This is a genomic window from Caulobacter sp. GW821-FHT11A05 (assembly GCF_058809015.1).
In genome coordinates this window covers 1-18,235 of the sequence record NZ_JBXASF010000022.1, presented here as the reverse complement: position 1 = coordinate 18,235, position 18,235 = coordinate 1, and the positions used below count along the sequence as shown (strand labels likewise).

Sequence of the window (18,235 nt, the reverse complement as noted above, 5' to 3'; positions counted from 1 at the left end):
TACGCCGGCTCCGGCAGTGGAATAAATTGGAACGATTTTCCCCGCCCGGGCGAGCCGGGCGGGGCCGGCTACGCCGCTAGAGCAGCCAGCCGGCGGTCTGGCCGGTGACGTCGCCGTTGATCTTGAGCTGGTACTCCGCCACCCCGTTGCCGTCGACGTCCAGCCTGACGGTGGTCTGGCCGCTGGCGTAGGCCAGGGTCATCTGGCCGGCGGCGCCCGTGAAGGCCGAGACGATGGCGAGCGTGCCGCCGTAGGCCCCGGACAGGTCGAGGATGTCGCCCTGGGCGGTGCTGAAGTCGGAGATGGTGTCGGTCTCCAGTCCGGCGGCGAAGGCGTGGTCGACGACGAACACATCCGCCCCGGCGCCGCCAGCCATGACGTCGTCGCCCAGGCCGCCAACGATGATGTCGTTGCCGTTGTAGCCGAAGATCGCGTCGACGCCGGCCAGACCGTACAGGGTGTTGGCGCCGCTGTTGCCGTACAGGGTGTTGGCCAGGCCGTTGCCGCTTCCGGAGAGGCCCGCCGAGCCCGTCAGCAGGAGCACCTCGATGTTGGCGCCGAGCACCCAGCCGTCGAGGGCGGTCTGAACCCTGTCGGAGCCTTCCCCGATGTTCTCGATGGTCTGGTCGCCCAGGTTGTCGACGAGGTAGGTGTCGTCCTCGGTCCCGCCGACCATCACGTCGGCCCCCAGGCCGCCGTCGAGGACGTCGCCGCCGGCCTGGCCGTACAGGGTGTTGGCGCCGCTGTTGCCCTTCAGAGTGTTGTTCAGGCTGTTGCCGCTTCCGGAGAGGTTGGCCGAGCCCTGCAGTTCCAGCGTCTCGATGTTGGCGCCGAGCGCCCAGCCCTCGAGGGCGGTGCGGACGATGTCGACGCCTTCGCCGGCGTTCTCGAGGGTCTGATCGCCCAGGTTGTCGGCGATATAGATGTCGTTCTCGGTCCCGCCGATCATCACGTCGGCCCCCAGGCCGCCGTCGAGGGTGTCGCCGCCGGCCAGGCCGTACAGGGTGTTCGCCCCGCTGTTGCCCCGCAACAGGTTGGCGCCGCTGTTGCCGGTCCCGGAGAGGCCCGCCGAGCCCTCCATATAGAGCACCTCGAGGTTGGCGCTGAGCACCCAGCCGTCGAGGGCCGTGCGGACGGTGTCGTGGCCTTGGTTGGCGCTCTCGATGGTCTGGTCGCCGAGGTTCTCGACGATATAGGTGTCGTTGCCGGTCCCGCCGCTCATCACGTCGGCCCCCAGGCCGCCGTCGAGGATGTCGACGCCGCCCAGGCCGTACAGGGTGTTGGCGCCGCTGTTGCCGTACAGAAGGTTGTCCAGGTTGCTACCGGTTCCGGAGAGGCCCGCCGAGCCCAGCAGGTAGAGCACCTCGAAGTCGGCGCCGAGCACCCAGTCGATCGTGGCGCGGACGGTGTCGATGCCCTGGCCGGCGAGCTCGATGGTCTGGTCGCCCAGGTTGTCGACGAAATAGGTGTCGTTCTCGGTCCCGCCACTCATCACGTCGGCCCCCAGGCCGCCGTCGAGGGTGTCGACGCCAGCCAGGCCGGACAGGGTGTTGTCCCCGCTGTTGCCCAGCAGGGTGTTGGCCAGGCTGTTGCCGGTTCCGGAGAGGGCGGCCGAGCCCTGCAGCTCCAGCTTCTCGAGATTGGCGGCCAGCACCCAGCCGTCGAGGGCGGTGCGGACGGTGTCGCTGCCCTGGCCGGCGTTCTCGATGGTCTGGTCTCCCAGGCTGTCGACGATATAGATGTCGTTCTCGGTCCCGCCGCTCATCACGTCGGCCCCCAGGCCGCCGTCGAGGGTGTCCGCGCCGGTCCCGCCGTCCAGCAGGTCGTCGCCGGCCAGGCCGCGAAGCAGGTCGTTGCCGCCCAGGCCCTGCAGGCTGTCGGCCAGCACGCTGCCGCGCCGGGTGTCGTTCCCGGCCGTGCCGACGAAGCTGACCGCATCGGCGCGTCCGAAGATCACATAGCTGGCGCCGGAACTGGCGCCGTTCGGATCGGCAAGAAAGGCCCCGACGATCAGGTCGTCGATGCCGTCGCCGTTGACGTCTCCCGCCGCGGCGACCGACGAACCGCTCTGGTCGAGGGCCGCCGCGCCATCGATCCGGAAACCGTCGCTTCCGTCCAGGGCGCTCAGGTCGAGGTTGGCCAGGAAGGCCCCGTCGGTGGCCGTATCCTTGCCGAACACCACGTAGCTGGCGCCGGAGAAGCCGCCGTTCGGGGAGGTCTCCGGAGCGCCGACGATCAGGTCGCCGACGCCGTCGCCGTTGACGTCACCCGCCGAGGCGACTGACCAGCCGCTGTAGCCGTGCCCCGCGCCGCCGTTGATCCGGAAGCCGTTGGTTCCGTCAAGGGCGCTCAGGTACAGGTCGGCCGAGAAGCCCGCGGCGCTGCCGAACACCACATAGCTGGCGCCGGACGAAGCGCCATTCGGGCTGGCGCGGGGGGCGCCGACGATCAGGTCGCCCAAGCCGTCACCGTTGACGTCACCGGCCGAAGCGACCGAGTAGCCCCTCCAGTTCGTCGCCTCGCCGAGGATACGGAAGCCGTTGGTTCCGTCCAGGGCGCTCAAGCTCAGCTCGGCGGCGAAAGCCCCGTCGGCGACCGTATCCTTGCCGAACACCACATAGCTGGCGCCGCTGTCGCCGGCGCCGGGCGCGGCGATGATGAGGTCGCCCAGGCCATCGCCGTTGACGTCGCCCGCCGAAGCCACTGACCAGCCGCTGAGGTGTTGCCCCGCCGCGCCGACGATCTTGAAGCCATTGGTTCCGTCGAGGTCGCCAAGCTCGAGGTAGGACCCGAAGCCCCACACGTTGCCGAACACGACATAGCTGGCGCCGTAGCCGCTCGGATCGGCGTACGGAGCCCCGATGATCAGATCGTCCAGGCCATCGCCGTTGACGTCGCCCGCCGAGGCCACCGAGCTGCCCAAGGTGTGGCCCGGCGCTGCACCGTTGATGTAGAAGCCCGGGGTTGTCCAGGCGCCAACGGCCTGGTTGGCCAGGAAGGCTCCGTCGGTGGCCGTATCCTTCCCGAACACCACAAAGACGGACCAACTCCCACTGCCGGCAGCCCCGATGATGATGTCGTCGACGCCGTCGCCGTTGACGTCTCCCGCCGAAGCGACCGACTGGCCGGCCAGGCCGCTGATCTTGAAGCCGTTGGTTCCGTTCAGGGCGCCAAGGTCGAGGTTGGCCGCGAAGCCCGCGCTGCTACCGAACACCACATAGCTGTCGCCGAACCGGGTCGCGACAATCACGTCGTCTATGCCGTCGCCGTTGACGTCCCCCGCCGAGGCGACCGACCAGCCGCTCACATCGCCCGGCTCCGCGCCGCTGATGCGGAAGCCGTTGGTCCCGTCGAGGGCGGCGAGACTGATCGTGGCGGCGAAGGCCATGGGGAGCTCCTGTCGGTCCTGGCCCCGTCGGCCGCCGATTTGACCCCACTCTGAGCACGGACAGGCAGGGCCCGGCAGTGGAATAAATTGGAACGATCTTCCCGGTTGAGCGAGCCGGGCGGGGCCGGCGACCCCGCTAGAGCAGCCAGCCGGCGGTGTCGCCGGTGACGTCGCCGTTGATCTTCATCTGGTACTCGGCGACGCCGTTGCCGTCGATGTCGAGGCGCACGGTGGTGATGCCGGCAGCATAGGTCAGGGTCATCTCGCCAGCCGTGTGGGTGAAGGCCGAGACCTTGGCGATCACGCCGGCGAAGGCGCCGGTGAGGTCGAGGCGGTCGCCCTCGAGGGTCGAGAAGTCATAGACCTGATCGGTCTCCAGGGCGCCGCTGAAGGCGTGGCCGACCAGGAAGGTGTCGGCCCCCGCGCCGCCGCGCAGCAGATCGTTGGCCTCGCCGCCGATGATGATGTCGTCGCCGCCATTGCCGTTGAGGGTATCGACACCGGCCAGACCCGAGAGGGTGTTGCTTCCGCTGTTGCCCTGCAGGTTGTTGGCCCCGGCGTTGCCCGTGCCGTCGGCGTTCGTGGCGCCCTGCAGTTCGAGCGCCTCGATGTTGTCGGCCAGGGTCCAGGAGAGGGTGGTGCGGACGATGTCATAGCCCTCGCCGGCCACCTCGATGGTCTGATCGGCGGCGTTATCGACGATGTAGACGTCGTTGTCGGTCCCGCCTGTCATGATGTCGGCCCCGAGGCCGCCGTCCATGTAGTCGTTGCCCGCACCGCCGGTCAGGGTGTCGATGTCGCTCTCGCCGTCCATGCGGTCGTTGCCGGTCCCGCCGTTCAGCTGGTCGGCTCCGATGCCGCCATAGAGCTTGTCGGCCCCATCGCCGCCGTTGAGTTCATCCGCGCCGTCGTCGCCGTAGAGAATATCGCCGCCCAGGCCGCCCAGCAGGTCGTCCGCCCCCGCCCCGCCGTGCAGGATGTCGCTCAGATCGCCGCCGTCCAGCAGGTCGTCGCCGGCCAGGCCGTTGAGCACATCGTTGCCGCCGCCGCCGGACAGGCTGTCATTCAGGGCGCCGCCGTCGCGGGTATCGTTCGCCGCCGAGCCCGTGAAGCTGACCACGCCGGAGATGCCGAAGACCACATAGCCGGCGCCGGCGCCGGGGGCCGAGGAGCCGATGATCAGGTCGTCGACGCCGTCGTCATTGACGTCTCCCGCCGAGGCCACCCTGACACCGATCCGGTCGTTGAGCGTCACGCCATCGATCCGGAAGCCGTTGGTCCCGTTCAGGTCGCCGGGGTTCAGGTTGGCCGCGAAGGCCCCGTCGGTGGCCGTGTTCTTGCCGAACACCACATAGCTGGAGCCGGCCATGGACACCCCGTTCGGGTCGGCGAAGGGGGCCCCGACGACCAGGTCGCCGATGCCGTCGCCGTTGACGTCACCGGCCGAGGCCACCGACCAGCCGCTGTAGTCACCGCCCCAGACGCCGGTGATCTTGAAGCCATTGCTTCCATCCAGGGCGCCCAGGTTCAGGCTGGCCGTGAAGGCCCCGCCGACCGCCGTGTTCTTGCCGAACACGACATAGCTGGACCCGGCGTAGGTGGCGGCGTACGTGGCGCCGATGATCAGGTCATCGACGCCATCGCCGTTGACGTCTCCGGCCGAGGCCACCGAAATGCCGCTGGTATCGCCCGTCGCCGCGCCATCGATCCGGAATCCGTCCGTTCCGTTCAGGGCGTCGAGTTCGATGTCGGCCGCGAACGTTCCGGCCACCGCGGTGTCCTTGCCGAACACCACATAGCTGGCGCCTCTGTAGCTGTCGCGGCGGTGCGCCCCGATGATCAGGTCGTCGACGCCGTCGCTGTTGACATCCCCCGCCGAGGCCACCGAGAAGCCGCTTTGGACGCCCGTCGCGCCATTGAGCTGGAAGCCGTTGGTTCCGTCGAGGGCGGAAAGGTCGATGTCGGCCGCGAAGGCCCCGAGGGTCGCGGTGTCCCTGCCGAACACCACATAGCTGGCGCCGCTATAGAGGCCGTTGGGCGTGGCGCGCGGGGCGCCGACGATCACGTCGTCGACGCCGTCGCCGTTGACGTCGCCCGCCGAGGCGACCGAGAAGCCGCTCCAGTCGTTCGCCGCCACGCCGCTGATCCGGAAGCCATTGGTTCCATCCAGGGTGGAGAGGTCGAAGTCGGCGGCGAAGTCGCCGAGGGTCGCGGTGTCCCTGCCGAACACCACGTAGCTGGCGCCGGAATAGAGCACGTTCCCATAGCCGCGGAGGGCCCCGATGATCAGGTCGCCGATGCCGTCGCCGTTGACGTCCCCCGCCGAGGCCACCGCCCAACCGCTCTGGTCGCTCGCCGCCCGGCCGCTGATCTGGAAGCCGTTGGTTCCGTCGAGGGCGTTCAGGTCGATGTTGGCCGGGAAGCCCGCGGCGCTGCCGAACACCACATAGCTGGCGCCGGAGGAGAGGCCACTGGGGTCGGCGTTCCTGGCCCCGACGATCAGGTCGTCGATGCCATCGCCGTTGATGTCCCCCGCCGAGGCGACGGAATAGCCGGCCATGTCGCCTCCCACCTCGCCGGTGATCTGGAAGCCGGTGGTCCCGTCGAGGGTGCTGATGTCGAGTGTGGCGGCAAAGGCCATCGGAGCGCTCCTGTCGGATGCGGCCCCGTCGCCTCCCCGATTTGAGCACCCTCAAAGCATGGATGGGCCGGGCCCGGCAGTGGAATAAATTGGAACGATTTTCCCCGCCCGGACGAGCCGGGCGGGGCCGGCGACCCCGCTAGAGCAGCCAGCCGGCGGTGTCGCCGGTGACGTCGCCATTGATCTTCATCTGGTACTCGGCGACGCCGTTGCCGTCGATGTCGAGGCGCACGGTGGTGATGCCGGCGGCATGGGTCAGGGTCATCTCGCCGGCCGTGTGGGTGAAGGCCGAGACCTTGGCGATCACGCCGGCGAAGGCGCCGGTGAGGTCGAGGCGGTCGCCCTCGAGGGTCGAGAAGTCATAGACCTGATCGGTCTCCAGGGCGCCGCTGAAGGCGTGGCCGACCAGGAAGGTGTCGGCCCCCAGGCCGCCGCGCAGCAGATCGTTGGCCTCGCCGCCGATGATGATGTCGTCGCCGCCATTGCCGTTGAGGGTATCGACACCGGCCAGACCCGAGAGGGTGTTGCTTCCGCTGTTGCCCTGCAGGTTGTTGGCCCCGGCGTTGCCCGTGCCGTCGGCGTTCGTGGCGCCCTGCAGTTCGAGCGCCTCGATGTTGTCGGCCAGGGCCCAGGAGAGGGTGGTGCGGACGATGTCGTAACCCTCGCCCGCGACCTCGATGGTCTGGTCGCCGGCGTCGTCGACGATGTAGACGTCGTTGTCGGTCCCGCCGGTCATGATGTCGGCCCCGAGGCCGCCGTCCATGTAGTCGTTGCCCGCCCCGCCGGTGAGGGTGTCGATGTCGCTCTCGCCGTCCATGCGATCGTTGCCGGTCCCGCCGTTCAGCTGGTCGGCCCCGACGCCGCCGTAGAGCTTGTCCGCCCCGTCGCCGCCCGACAGCTCATCGGCGCCGGCGTCGCCGAACAGCGTATCGCCGCCCAGGCCGCCGAGCAGGTCGTCCGCCCCGTCACCGCCGCTGAGGACGTCGTTGCTGTCGCCGCCGTCGAGGGTGTCGTCCCCGCCCAGCCCGTTCAGCCTGTCTTTGCCGCCGCCGCCGGACAGGCTGTCGGCGAGCGTCCCGCCGTTGCGCGTGTCGTCGCCGGCGCCGCCGGTGAAGCTGATGGAGTCAGGGATGCCGAAGATCACATAGCTGGCGCCGGAATCGGCCCCGTTCGCGTTGGCGCTCGGGGCGCCGATGATCAGGTCGTCAACCCCGTCGCCGTTGACGTCGCCGGCCGAGGACACGCTCCAGCCGCTGAGGTCGCCCCCCGCCAGGCCGTTGATCCGGAAGCCGTCCGTTCCATTCAGGGAACTCAAGTCGAGGTTGGCCGCGAAGCCCGTGGTGCGGCCGAACACCACATAGCTGGAACCGGAGTCGCCTCCGTTCGGGTCGGCGTTCCGGACGCCGATGATCAGGTCGCCGATGCCGTCGCCGTTGACGTCTCCCGCCGAGGCCACCTCCTGGCCGCGGTCGAGCGTCGCCACGCCGCTGATCTGGAAGCCGTTGGTCCCGTCCAGGTCGCCCAGGTCCAGGCTGGCCGCGAAGCCGGCGGCGCTGCCGAACACCACAAAGCTGGCGCCGGAGTAGACGCCGTTCGGGCTGGCGTCCCTGGCCCCGATGATCAGGTCGCCGATGCCGTCGCCGTTGACGTCCCCCGCCGAAGCGACCGAGGATCCGCTGAAGTCGTACTCCGCCTCGCCGTCGATCCGGAAGCCGTCCGTTCCGTTCAGCGCGGCCAGGTTGAGGTCGGTCGCGAAGGCCCCGTCGACGGCCGTATCCTTGCCGAATACCACATAGCTGGAGCCGGACTGGAAGCCGTTGATCGCAAAGCCGCCGTGGATCGCGCCGATGAGCAGGTCGTCCAGGCCATCGCCGTTGACGTCCCCCGCCGCGGCGACGGAATAGCCGCTGAGGTCGTAAACCGCGCCGGTGATCCGGAAGCCGTTGGTTCCGTTCAGGGCGGCCAGGCTGAGGTTGGCAATGGGCCCGGAGACCGCCGGGTCCTTGCCGAACACCACATAGCTGACGCCAGTCTGATAGGTCCCCCCCGAGGTGAAGCGTCCGACAATCACGTCGTCGTAGCCGTCGCCGTTGATGTCCCCGGCCGAGGCGACCGCATCGCCGATCTGCTGGTTGGTCCCCGCGCCGCTGATCCGGAAGCCGGTGGTTCCGTTCAGGGCGCTCAGGCTGAGGTCGGCCGCGAAGGCTCCGGCGACGGCCGTATCCTTGCCGAACACCACATAGACGGCGCCGGAGTCGGTTCCGTTGGCGTTGGCCCCCTGGGCTCCGATGATCAGGTCGCCGATCCCGTCGCCGTTGACGTCCCCCGAGGCCACCGTGAGGCCGCTGCGGTCGAGCGTCGCCGCGCCGTTGATGCGGAAACCATTGGTCCCATCCAGGGCGGCCAGGTTGAGGTCGGCTGCGAAGCCGGCGGCGCTGCCGAACACCACATAGCTGGCGCCGGCGTCGACGACTCCGTTCGGATCGGCGGTAATCGCCCCGATGATCAGGTCATCGATGCCGTCGCCGTTGACGTCCCCCGCCGAGGCCACTGAGATGCCGCTTTGGTTGCCCGCCGCCGCGCCGGTGATGCGGAAGCCGGTGGTCCCGTCGAGGGCGGCAAGGTCGATCGTTGCGGCAAAGGCCATGGGGGCTCCCATCGGAGTGCGGCCCCATCGACCCCCCGATTTGAGCACCCTCAAAGCATGGATGGGCCGGGCCCGGCAGTGGAATAAATTGGAACGAGTTTCCCCGCCCGGGCGAGCCGGACGGGATCGGCCGCCGCTAGAACAGCCAGCCTGCGCTGTCGCCGGTGACGTCGCCGTTGATCTTCAGCTGGTAGTCGGCCTTGCCGTCGCCGCCGACGTCGAGCTTCAGGGTGGTGATTCCACCGGCGAAGCTCAGGGTCATCTCGCCGGCATGCTTGCCGAAGGCGCCGACCAGGGTGAAGGCGTCGTCGGCCCCGCCGGCGATGGCGTCGATGGCCGACAGGTCGATCCAATCGTTCTCGGCGGCGCTGAAATCGAAGATCTGGTCGGTTTCCATTCCGGCCCCGAAGGCGTGGGCGACGACGAAAGCATCCGCCCCGATGCCGCCGCGCATGAGGTCGCCACCCAGGCCGCCGACGATGGTGTCGTCGCCGTCGTTGCCGTTCAGCGTGTCGTTGCCGGCCCCGCCGTCCAGGCTGTTGGCGCCGCTGTTGCCCTGGATGTTGTTGGCCCCGCCGTTGCCGGACCCGGAGAGGTCGCCCGAGCCCTGCAGCTCCAGCCCCTCCAGGTTGGCGCCCAGCACCCAGCCGTCCAGCGCGGTGCGGACGATGTCGTAGCCTTCGTTCAGGGCCTCGACCGTCTGGTCGCCGGCGGCGTCGACGATGTAGATGTCGTTCTCGGTCCCGCCGGTCATCATGTCGGCGCCCACGCCGCCGTCGAGGTAGTCATTGCCGGCCCCGCCGGTCAGGCTGTCGATGCCGACGCCGCCGTCAAAGCGGTCGTTGCCCAGGCCGCCGATCAGGACATCCGCGCCAAGGCCGCCGTTCAGCTTGTCATGACCCGTGCCGCCGTCGATCTGGTCATCCCCGTCGTCGCCGTTCAGCACATCGCCGCCGTCGCCGCCGATCAGGTCGTCCGCCCCATCGCCGCCGTACAGGACATCGCCCATCGCGCCGCCGTCCAGGATGTCGTCGCCGGCCAGGCCGCGCAGCACGTCGTTGCCGTCCTGGCCCTGCAGGCTGTCGGCCACCACGCTGCCGCGCCGGGTGTCGTTCGCCGCCGTGCCGGTGAAGCTGACCGGGTCGGCGATGCCGAAGAGCACATAGCTGGCGCCGGCGTTGGGTAACCCCCCGGGGTCGGCGTTCACGGCCCCGATGATCAGGTCGTCGACGCCGTCGCCGTTGACGTCCCCGGCCGAGGCCACCGAGACGCCGCTCTGGTCACCGTCCGTCACGCCGTTGATCCGGAAGCCGTTGGTCCCGTCCAGGGTATTCAGGTCGAGGTTGGCCGCGAAGCCGCCCTCGGTGCCCGTGTCCCGGCCGAACACCACATAGCTGGCCCCGGCGCTGGACTGCGCGTTCGGGTCGGCGCCCCTGGCCCCGACGATCAGGTCGTCGACGCCATCGCCGTTGACGTCCCCGGCCGAGGCCACGGAAACGCCGCTCAGGTCGCCCGCGACCGCGCCGCTGATCCGGAAGCCATTGGTTCCGTCCAGAGCGCCCAGGTTGAGACTGGCCGCGAAGCCCGAGGCGGCGCCGAACACCACATAGCTGGCGCCGGCGCCGTTCCGCGCGTTCGGATCGGCGAACCAGGCGCCGACGATCACGTCGCCCAGGCCGTCGCCGTTGACGTCTCCCGCCGCGGCCACGGAGATGCCGCTGTAGTCGTTCGCCACCGCGCCCTCGATCCGGAAGCCGTTCGATCCATTCAGGGCGCTCAGGTCGAGATTGGCCGCGAAGCCGGCGGCGGCGCCGAACACCACATAGCTGGCGCCGGCATTGTTCACCCCGTTCGGGTCGGCGTTGGCGGCCCCGATGATCAGATCGCCGAAGCCATCGCCGTTGACGTCGCCGGCCGAGGCCACCGATTCGCCGCTGCGCTCGCCCGGCCCCACGCCGCTGATCCGGAAGCCGTTGGTCCCGTTGAGGGCGCTCAAGTCGAGGTTGGCCGCAAAGCCCGCCGCGTTGCCGAACACCACATAGCTGGCGCCGGAATTGGGCACGGCGTTCGGGTCGGCGTACCTGGCCCCGATGATCAGGTCGCCCACCCCGTCGCCGTTGACGTCCCCCGCCGAGGCCACCGAGAAGCCGCTCTGACCTTCCACGGCCACGCCGCTGATCTTGAAGCCGCCAACACCATTCAGGGTGGCCGGATCGAGGTTGGCCGCGAAGCCCGCGGCGCTGCCGAACACCACGTAGCTGGCGCCGGCGTCGTTCACCGCGTTCGGATCGGCGTACCGGGCCCCGACGATCAGGTCGTCGATGCCGTCGCCGTTGACGTCCCCGGCCGAGGCCACCGAGACGCCGCTCTGGTCGCCCGCCGCCACGCCGCTGATCCGGAAGCCGTTGGTCCCGTTGAGGGCGCTCAAGTCGAGGTTGGCCGCGAAGCCTGCGGCGCTGCCGAACACCACATAGCTGGCGCCGGAGTTGCCCCCGTTCGGGTCGGCGTACCTGGCCCCGATGATCAGGTCGTCGATGCCGTCGCCGTTGACGTCCCCGGCCGAAGCGACCGCCCAGCCGCTGCTATCGCCCGCCACCGCGCCGCTGATCTTGAAGCCGGTGGTCCCATCCAGGGCGCTGAGTTCGATCGTGGCGGCAAAGGGCATGGGGGAGCTCCTGTCGGATCTGGCCCCGTTGGCTCCCCGATTTGAGCTCCGTCAGACCACGTATCGGCGGGGGCCGGCAGTGGAATAAATTGGAACGACTTTCCCCGCCCGGGCGAGCCGGGCGGGGCCGACGGCCGCTAGAACAGCCAGCCGGCGGTATCGCCGGTGACGTCGCCGTTGATCTTCAGCTGGTAGTCGGCCTTGCCGTCGCCGCCGACGTCGAGCTTCAGGGTGGTGATCCCGCCGGCGAAGCTCAGGGTCATCTCGCCCGCATGCTTGCCGAAGGCGCCGACCAGGGTGAAGGCGTCGTCCGCTCCGCCGGCGATGGCGTCGATGGCCGAGAGGTCGATCCAGTCGTTCTCGGCGGCGCTGAAGTCAAAGATCTGATCGGTCTCCAGCCCGGCCCCGAAGGCGTGGGCGACGACAAACGCATCCGCCCCCGCGCCACCGTGCAGCAGGTCGCCGCCCAGGCCGCCGATGATGATGTCGTCGCCGTCGCCGCCGTGGAGCGTGTCGTTGCCGACCGCGCCTGACAGGGTGTTGGCGCCGGCGTTCCCGACCATGATGTTGGCCAGGCTGTTGCCGGTTCCGTCGATGTCGCCGCCGCCCTGCAGCTCCAGCGCCTCGATATTGGCGCCCAGCACCCAGCCGTCCAGGGCGGTGCGGACAATGTCGTAGCCCTCGTTCAGCGCCTCGATCGTCTGGTCGCCGGCGTCGTCGACGATGTAGACGTCGTTCAGCAGGCCGCCGCTCATCACGTCGGCCCCGGCCCCGCCATCCATGTAGTCATTGCCGCCGCCGCCGGTCAGCGTGTCGATGCCGTCGCCGCCGTCCAGCCGGTCGTTGTCGTCGCCGCCATCCAGGGCATCCGCCCCCAGGCCGCCGAACAGCTTGTCGCTGTCGGTCCCGCCGGCCAGGTCGTCGTTGCCGTCATCGCCCTGCAGCCAGTCGTTGCCCGAGCCACCGATCAGGTCGTCGATCCCGGCCCCGCCGTAGAGCAGGTCGTTGCCGGCCCCGCCGTCCAGCAGGTCCACCCCGGCGAAGCCGCGCAGGATGTCCTTGTCGGCGAGACCCGACAGGATGTCGTTGGCGCTGGCGCCGTCCAGGATATCGGCCAGGGGCGTGCCGGTCCGGGTCAGGTCCGCCTGGATCCCGTACACCACATAGCTGGCGCCGGAGCTGGCGCCGTTCGGGTCGGCGAACTTGGCTCCGACGATCAGGTCGTCGATCCCATCGCCGTTGATGTCCCCGGCCGAGGCGACCGACCAGCCCGTCACGTCCCCGGCCAGGGCGCCGTTGATGTGGAATCCGTTGGTTCCATCCAGGCTGGAGAGTTCGAAGGTGGCCGCGAAGCCCGCCGCGGCGCCGAACACCACATAGGCCGCGCCGGAGTCGACGCCGTTCGCGTCGGTGTTGTAGGCCCCGATGATCAGGTCGTCGTAGCCATCGCCGTTGACGTCCCCCGCCGAGGCGACCGAAGAGCCGTTGTGGGTGGCGCTGGCCGCCACCAGGCCATTGATCCGGAAGCCATTGGTTCCGTTCAGGGCGGAGAGCTGCAGGCTGGCCCCGAAGCCGGCGTCCGTGCCGAACACCACATAGCTGGCGCCCGCGTAGGCGCCGATCGGATCAGCCCCGATGGCGCCGATGATCAGGTCGCCGATGCCGTCGCCGTTGACGTCCCCGGCCGAGGCGACCGAATAGCCGCTCTGGTCGCTGGCCGCCTCGCCATCGATCCGGAAGCCGTTGGTGCCGTCCAGGGCCGAGAGTTCGAAGGTGGCGGCAAAGCCCGCGGCCGTCCCGAACACCACATAGCTCGCGCCGGTGTCGGCGGCGTTCGGATCGGCGAAATGAGCCCCGATGATCAGGTCGTCGACGCCGTCGCCGTTGACGTCCCCCACCGAGGCCACCGAAAAGCCGCTGGTGTCGAGCGCGGCGACGCCGTTGATCTTGAAACCGTTGGTCCCGTCGAGGGCGGTGACGTCGAGCTCGGCCAGGAAGTCGCCGGCGACCGCGGTGTCCTTTCCGAACACCACATAGCTGGCGCCGGCGTTGCTGCCGTTCGTATCGACACCCCGGGCCCCAACCAGCAGGTCGTCGATCCCGTCATCGTTGATGTCCCCCGCCGAGGCGACCGACCAGCCTGCCCCGTCTCCCAGCGTCTCACCGCTGATCTGAAAGCCATCGGTCCCGTCAAGCGCGGAGAGCGCGACGGTGGCGGCGAAGCCGGCGGCCGTGCCGAACACCACATAGGCGGCGCCGGACAAGGTGCCGTTGGGATCGGCGGCCCGGGCCCCGATGATCAGGTCATCGATCCCGTCGCCGTTGACGTCCCCCGCCGAGGCGACGGAATGGCCGGCGTTGTCTCCGGCGACCTCGCCGTCGATCCGGAAGCCGTTGGTTCCGTCCAGGACCGACAGGTTGAACGTGGCGGCGAACCCGGCGTTGGCGCCAAACACCACATAGGTCGAGCCGGACTGGCCGCCGTTCGGGCTGGCGCCCCGGGCGCCGACGATCAGGTCATCGATACCATCGCCGTTGACGTCCCCGGCCGAGGCGACCGAGAAGCCGGCCACGTCTCCGGCGACCACGCCCTCCATCCGGAAGCCGTCCGTCCCGTCCAGGGCCGAGAGTTCGATCGTTGCGGCGAAGTCAGTCATGGCGCTCTCCAAAGAGGGCTCGCTGCCCCCGGGACCGCGGTATCCAGAATTCGTTATCGCCGAGACACCAGACTTCCTTATTGCCGCGATAACCCAAACTGGGCCGTCGGGGGACCGCTCGCGTTCCGCTTCCCACCGCGCGCAAAGCCTGCACAAATGTCAGGCAGCGGCGTTTTGCGGCCGCTGACTCGCTCCGTTCGCGCGCGCGATGGCGCCGGACCGGTTAGTGATGCGTTGGATGAGAGGCCGTCAGCGGCCCGCGTGACCTGGGGGACTGAAGTTCAATTGGCCGATAGCCGCACCAAAGATCAGGGGCAGACCCAGAGCCTCCCCATGGCCCAGCCCTTCTACACCCCGGGCGCCGCCTTCGATGAGATGTACGACGCCGACAGCGGCGTGCGTGACCACTACGCGGTGATGCACGAGCGGCTGAGCAGCCTGTCGACCGAGGACCTTTCCGCCCGCCAGTCGACCCTGGAGCGGTCGTTCCTGCTGCAGGGCATCACCTTCACCGTCTATGGCGCCGAGGCCGCCACCGAGCGGATCATCCCCACCGACCTGATCCCGCGCATCATCCCCTCGGCCGAGTGGGACGTCATCGAGGCCGGCCTGACCCAGCGCCTGCGCGCCCTCAACATGTTCCTGGCCGATATCTACGGCGAGCAGCAGATCCTGATGGACGGCATCGTGCCGCGCGACCTGGTGCTCGGCGCCCCCAGCTACCGCCGCGAGATGCAGCACCTCTATGTGCCGCACAAAGCCTACGCCAACGTCTGCGGCAGCGACCTGATCCGCGGCCAGGACGGCGCCTTCTATGTGCTGGAGGACAACCTGCGCGTCCCCAGCGGCGTCTCCTACATGCTGGCCAACCGGGATGCGGCCCGCCGCACCTTCCCCGGCGCCTTCCGCGCCGCCAGCGTGCGGCCGGTCGAGCGCTATCCCGACCTGTTGCTGACCACCCTCAAGTCGATGGCCCAGGACTGGCGGGCCGACCCCCAGGTCGTCGTCCTGACCCCCGGGGTCTATAATTCCGCCTACTACGAACACGCCTACCTGGCCCGGCTGATGGGCGTGCCGCTGGTCGAGGGCCGCGACCTCGTGATCCACGAGAACATGGTCTACATGCGGATGACCACCGGCCTGCAGCGGGTCGACGTCATCTACCGCCGGGTCGATGACGACTACATCGATCCCCTGACCTTCCGCCGCGATTCCAGCCTCGGGGTCGGCGGCCTGTTCAACGCCTATCGGGCCGGCAATGTGGTGATCTGCAACGCCCCCGGCACCGGCGTCGCCGACGACAAGGCCGTCTATGCCTACGTGCCGCAGATCATCCAGTACTACCTGGGCGAAGACGCCATCCTGCCCAACATCGAGACCTACCTCTGCCGAGAGCCGGCCCAGCTGAGCCATGTGCTGGCCAACCTCGACAAGTTCGTCGTCAAGGCCGTAGGCGCTTCCGGCGGCTACGGCATGCTGGTCGGCCCCCACGCCTCCAAACAGGAGCGCGAGGACTTCGCCGTCGCCATCAAGGCCGACCCCTGCAACTACATCGCCCAGCCGACCATCCAGCTGTCGACCGCCCCCTGCCTGATCGACGGCCGGGTCGAGAGCCGCCACGTCGACCTGCGGCCCTTCATCCTGTCGGGCGAGAAGATCGTGGTGACGCCGGGCGCCCTGACCCGCGTCGCCCTGCGCAAGGGCAGCCTGGTGGTCAACTCCAGCCAGGGTGGGGGGTCGAAGGACACCTGGGTCCTGGCGAATGGAGACAGCCACCCATGATGCTCGCCCGCGTCGCCGACAGCCTCTACTGGGTGGGCCGCTATGTGGAGCGGGCCGAGCACGTCAGCCGCCTGGCCGACGTCACCCTCAACGCCACCCTCGACCGCTCGATGGCCGCCAACGAGACCGCCCGCATCGCCCTGGCGGCGCTGGGCGACGACGTCACCGCCGCCGACAGCAACCTGTTCGAGACCGCCCGCAACCTGACCCTCGGCCATGACGACGCCAACTCGGTGCGCATGTCCCTGGCCCGGGCCCGCGAAAACGCCCGCCAGGTGCGCGACCAGATCACCACCGAGATGTGGGAGCGGCTCAACATCCTCTACCTGCGGGTCACCGAGGGCAGCGCCGAACGCACCTTCGACCGCGCCCACTCGGCCTTCCTGCACGAGGTCATCGCCGACCTGCACCTGTTCAAGGGGGCCGCCGACGCCACCATGAGCCATGGCGAGGGCTGGCGCTTCCTGATGCTGGGCGTCCACATCGAGCGGGCGCAGCTGATCGCCCGCCTGCTGCGCGCGGCGTTTGGGGATGGGGCGGTGCCGACCGGGGACCACGTCACGCTGATGAACGTCCTGCGCATGGGCTGCGCCCTGGAGCCCTACCTGCGCACCTACACCGCCGAGATCGAGCCCAAGCACATCCTCGACTTCCTGTTGTTCGACGAGGACTTCCCCCGCTCGATCCGCTTCGCCACCGCCCGTATCGAGGAAAGCATGGCCGACATCGCCAGCCACGTCGCCTTCGGCGGCCGCGGCCGGCCCGAGCGGCTGGCCGGGCGGCTCAGCTCGCGCCTGGAGTTCACCGACCTGGAGGAACTGGAGGCCAACGGCGCCGCCGCCCTGCTGGCATCCGTGGTGGCCGACTGCAGCCGCATCCACGAGGCCCTCTACCAGACCTTCGTCGCCTATCCCCTCGAGATGAGGTTGCCGGCCTGATGCTGCTCGATATCCGCCACGTCACCCGCTACCACTACGAGAAGCCGATCCGCGAGAGCATCATGGAGCTGCGCATGCAGCCCCAGAAGTCGATCCGCCAGCGACTGATCAGCTTCGACCTCGAGCTCGAACCCCGCGCCCAGCTGTTCAGCTACATCGACCCCTTCGGCAACGCCGTGCACCATTTCGACGTGCCCCAGCCGCACGACGAGCTGACCATCGTCGCCCGCGCCTGCGTCGAGACCCAGGAGCCGCCGGAACTGCCCGAGCACCTCGACCTCGGCGAATGGGACCGGCTGCGCAGCAGTTTTACCCAGGCGGAATGTTTCGACTTCCTGCACCCGCATGGTTTTACCCAGGTGACTCCGGCCCTGCGCGAATTCATGCAGGCCAAGGCCCTGGAGGCCAGCCAGATCCGCGACCCGTTGAGCCGCCTGCGCTACCTGAACCAGACCATCTACGCCTGCTTCGCCTATGAGCCCGGCGTCACCCGCGCCGACAGCGTCATCGACGAGGCCTTGAAGCGCGGGGCCGGGGTCTGCCAGGACTTCGCCCACATCATGATCACCATTGCCCGCGACTGGGGCCTGCCGGCCCGCTACGTCTCCGGCTATCTGTTCACCGACCGCAAGAAGGGCGACCGCTCCGACCCCGACGCCACCCACGCCTGGGTCGAGGTCTTCCTGCCCAGCCACCGCTGGGTCGGCTTCGACCCGACCAACAACATCCTGACCGGCGAACGCCATGTCGGCGTCGCCATCGGCCGGGACTACGGCGACCTCCCCCCCTCCCGCGGCGTCTACAAGGGCAATAGCGAAAGCGAGCTGGCCGTCGACGTGGCCGTCACCAAGGCCAGGTCGGCCGTCAGCGAACCAGAATTCTTCCACCTCCCCAGGCCGACCTTCCGCGGCGGGAGACGCCGCAGCGTCGACGCCTTCCGCGAGGAACAGCAGCAACAGCAGCAGCAGTGAGAGCCGCAGCAAAAGCTGCGTCCCTTCTCCCGCTTGTCGGGAGAAGGTGGCCCCCGAAGGGGGTCGGATGAGGGCAGCGCCAGCTCTTGACGATCAGCGTTCCGCAATACAGTGTTCTACATATGTTCACGATGCGGAACCAGATCCACGCCAAGGTGATGCGGCAAGAGCCGACCTCCAACGAGGCATGGCTGTGGAAGCACCTGCGAGGTCGCAAGCTCGCGGGCCTGAAGTTTCGGCGACAGGTTCCGATCGCCGGTTACATCGCCGACTTCCTGTGCGTCGACGCGCGGCTGATCGTCGAGGCAGACGGCCCGACACACGAAGACAGCGCCTATGACCGGGAGCGTGATGCCCGCCTGCGGATCGCCGGATATCGCGTCCTCCGGTTCAGGAACTCGGAGATCGGCAACGATACCGAAAAGGTCCTGGAGACCATCCGGATAGCGGCGGGCCGCTAATCGTCTACAGCCGGCGCTGCCCTTGTGTGTTTGCGATCTGTCATTGTGCCGATTGCGGGCGGTCGTAGCAGCGACCGCCCGCGAC

The 18,235-nt window shown here is 69.0% G+C and carries 9 protein-coding genes; 4 read left to right on the top strand and 5 right to left on the bottom strand.

All coding sequences use genetic code 11. From position 1 onward, the window contains the following. Nucleotides 1-76 precede the first annotated feature (76 nt). The 5 genes from AC1RSK_RS22510 to AC1RSK_RS22490 all read right to left on the bottom strand — a co-directional run bounded on the left by AC1RSK_RS22510 (nucleotide 77) and on the right by AC1RSK_RS22490 (nucleotide 13,998). Nucleotides 77-3,388 carry a beta strand repeat-containing protein gene (locus AC1RSK_RS22510; protein WP_492909924.1) on the bottom strand — a complete coding sequence of 1,104 codons (3,312 nt, stop codon included), beginning with the start codon at nucleotides 3,386-3,388 and terminating at the stop codon, nucleotides 77-79. 136 nt (nucleotides 3,389-3,524) lie between these two features. After that, nucleotides 3,525-6,029, bottom strand: a complete 2,505-nt coding sequence (locus tag AC1RSK_RS22505; protein WP_492909923.1) for a beta strand repeat-containing protein — start codon at nucleotides 6,027-6,029, stop codon at nucleotides 3,525-3,527. A 139-nt stretch (nucleotides 6,030-6,168) separates the two neighbouring features. Continuing rightward, entirely contained in the window at nucleotides 6,169-8,676 is a 2,508-nt protein-coding gene (locus AC1RSK_RS22500) for a beta strand repeat-containing protein (RefSeq protein ID WP_492909922.1), read from the bottom strand. 136 nt (nucleotides 8,677-8,812) lie between these two features. After that, the gene (locus AC1RSK_RS22495; RefSeq protein ID WP_492909921.1) at nucleotides 8,813-11,341 is read right to left on the bottom strand and encodes a beta strand repeat-containing protein; all 2,529 of its coding nucleotides are present in this window, start codon (nucleotides 11,339-11,341) and stop codon (nucleotides 8,813-8,815) included. A gap of 137 nt (nucleotides 11,342-11,478) precedes the next feature. Beyond that, nucleotides 11,479-13,998 (bottom strand): hypothetical protein, encoded by a 2,520-nt coding sequence (locus AC1RSK_RS22490; RefSeq protein ID WP_492909920.1) that lies wholly within the window; start codon nucleotides 13,996-13,998, stop codon nucleotides 11,479-11,481. Between the two features lie 333 nt (nucleotides 13,999-14,331). Between AC1RSK_RS22490 and AC1RSK_RS22485 the strand changes: the two genes are divergently transcribed. The 4 genes from AC1RSK_RS22485 to AC1RSK_RS22470 all read left to right on the top strand — a co-directional run bounded on the left by AC1RSK_RS22485 (nucleotide 14,332) and on the right by AC1RSK_RS22470 (nucleotide 18,150). Continuing rightward, nucleotides 14,332-15,780, top strand: a complete 1,449-nt coding sequence (locus AC1RSK_RS22485; protein ID WP_492909919.1) for a circularly permuted type 2 ATP-grasp protein — start codon at nucleotides 14,332-14,334, stop codon at nucleotides 15,778-15,780. Then, the gene (locus tag AC1RSK_RS22480; RefSeq protein WP_492909918.1) at nucleotides 15,777-16,718 is read left to right on the top strand and encodes an alpha-E domain-containing protein; all 942 of its coding nucleotides are present in this window, start codon (nucleotides 15,777-15,779) and stop codon (nucleotides 16,716-16,718) included. The genes AC1RSK_RS22485 and AC1RSK_RS22480 overlap by 4 nt, the downstream gene beginning before the upstream one ends. Then, a complete protein-coding gene (locus AC1RSK_RS22475) occupies nucleotides 16,718-17,689 on the top strand; it encodes a transglutaminase family protein (protein ID WP_492909917.1) in 972 nt (323 codons plus the stop codon). The genes AC1RSK_RS22480 and AC1RSK_RS22475 overlap by 1 nt, the downstream gene beginning before the upstream one ends. An 86-nt stretch (nucleotides 17,690-17,775) precedes the next feature. Then, entirely contained in the window at nucleotides 17,776-18,150 is a 375-nt protein-coding gene (locus tag AC1RSK_RS22470) for an endonuclease domain-containing protein (protein WP_492909916.1), read from the top strand. Nucleotides 18,151-18,235: the final 85 nt, after the last annotated feature.